The sequence below is a fragment of the Paeniroseomonas aquatica genome (assembly GCF_030409335.1).
In the GTDB taxonomy this organism is placed as follows: domain Bacteria; phylum Pseudomonadota; class Alphaproteobacteria; order Acetobacterales; family Acetobacteraceae; genus Belnapia; species Belnapia aquatica.
This window is the reverse complement of the sequence record NZ_JAUFPN010000231.1, coordinates 1-742: the sequence shown is the minus strand read 5'-3', so window position 1 is coordinate 742 and position 742 is coordinate 1. Positions and strand designations below refer to the sequence as shown.

Sequence of the window (742 nt, the reverse complement as noted above, 5' to 3'; positions counted from 1 at the left end):
GCCGAGGACGGCGGCGGCGCGGGAGCAGTCGAGCCGGGAATTGGCCGGGCGGCTGGCCCGGGTCGGATACTCCGCCGTGGTGATGGCGGTGACCTTCGGCGCCGGCTGGCCGCGCGCCGCGGCGCCTTCGAAGATCGCCTCGGCGAAGCCGTGCCAGGTGGTGAAGGGCTGGCCGGTCAGGTGGAAGACCCCGAAGCAGTCCTCGCCCGCCTTGGCCGCGACCAGTTTCGGCAGGATGGCGATGGCGGCATCGGCCAGGTCGTCGGCGAAGGTCGGCGCGCCCTGCTGGTCGGCGACCACCCGCAGCTCCGGCCGCTCCTTGCCGAAGCGCAGCATGGTCTTGACGAAGTTGTTGCCATGCGCCGAGCAGACCCAGGCGGTGCGGAAGGTGACGGAGCGCGGCTGCGCCGCATGCAGCCGCTGCTCGCCCTCGAGCTTCGAGGCGCCATAGGCCCCGACCGGGTTGGGCGCATCGGCCTCGGTATAGGGCGTGGGCTTGCTGCCGTCGAAGACGTAGTCGGTGGAGTAGTGCACCACCGGAATGCCGGCCCGCGCCGCCGCCTCGCCCAGCAGGCCGGGGCCGGTGCCGTTCACCGCGAAGGCGAGCGCGCGGTCGTCCTCGGCGCGGTCCACCGCGGTATAGGCGGCGGCATTGATGATCGCCTCCGGCCGGAAGCCGGCCATGGCGGCGGCGATGCTCGCCGCGCTGGTCAGGTCCAGCTCGGGCGCCTCCAGCGCCAGC

At 73.5% G+C, this 742-nt stretch carries 1 protein-coding gene; it reads right to left on the bottom strand.

Translation table 11 applies throughout. From position 1 onward, the window contains the following. Positions 1-742, bottom strand: a 742-nt coding sequence (gene rfbD / locus QWZ14_RS29010) for a dTDP-4-dehydrorhamnose reductase (RefSeq protein ID WP_290320549.1), incomplete at both ends; no start/stop codon positions are given.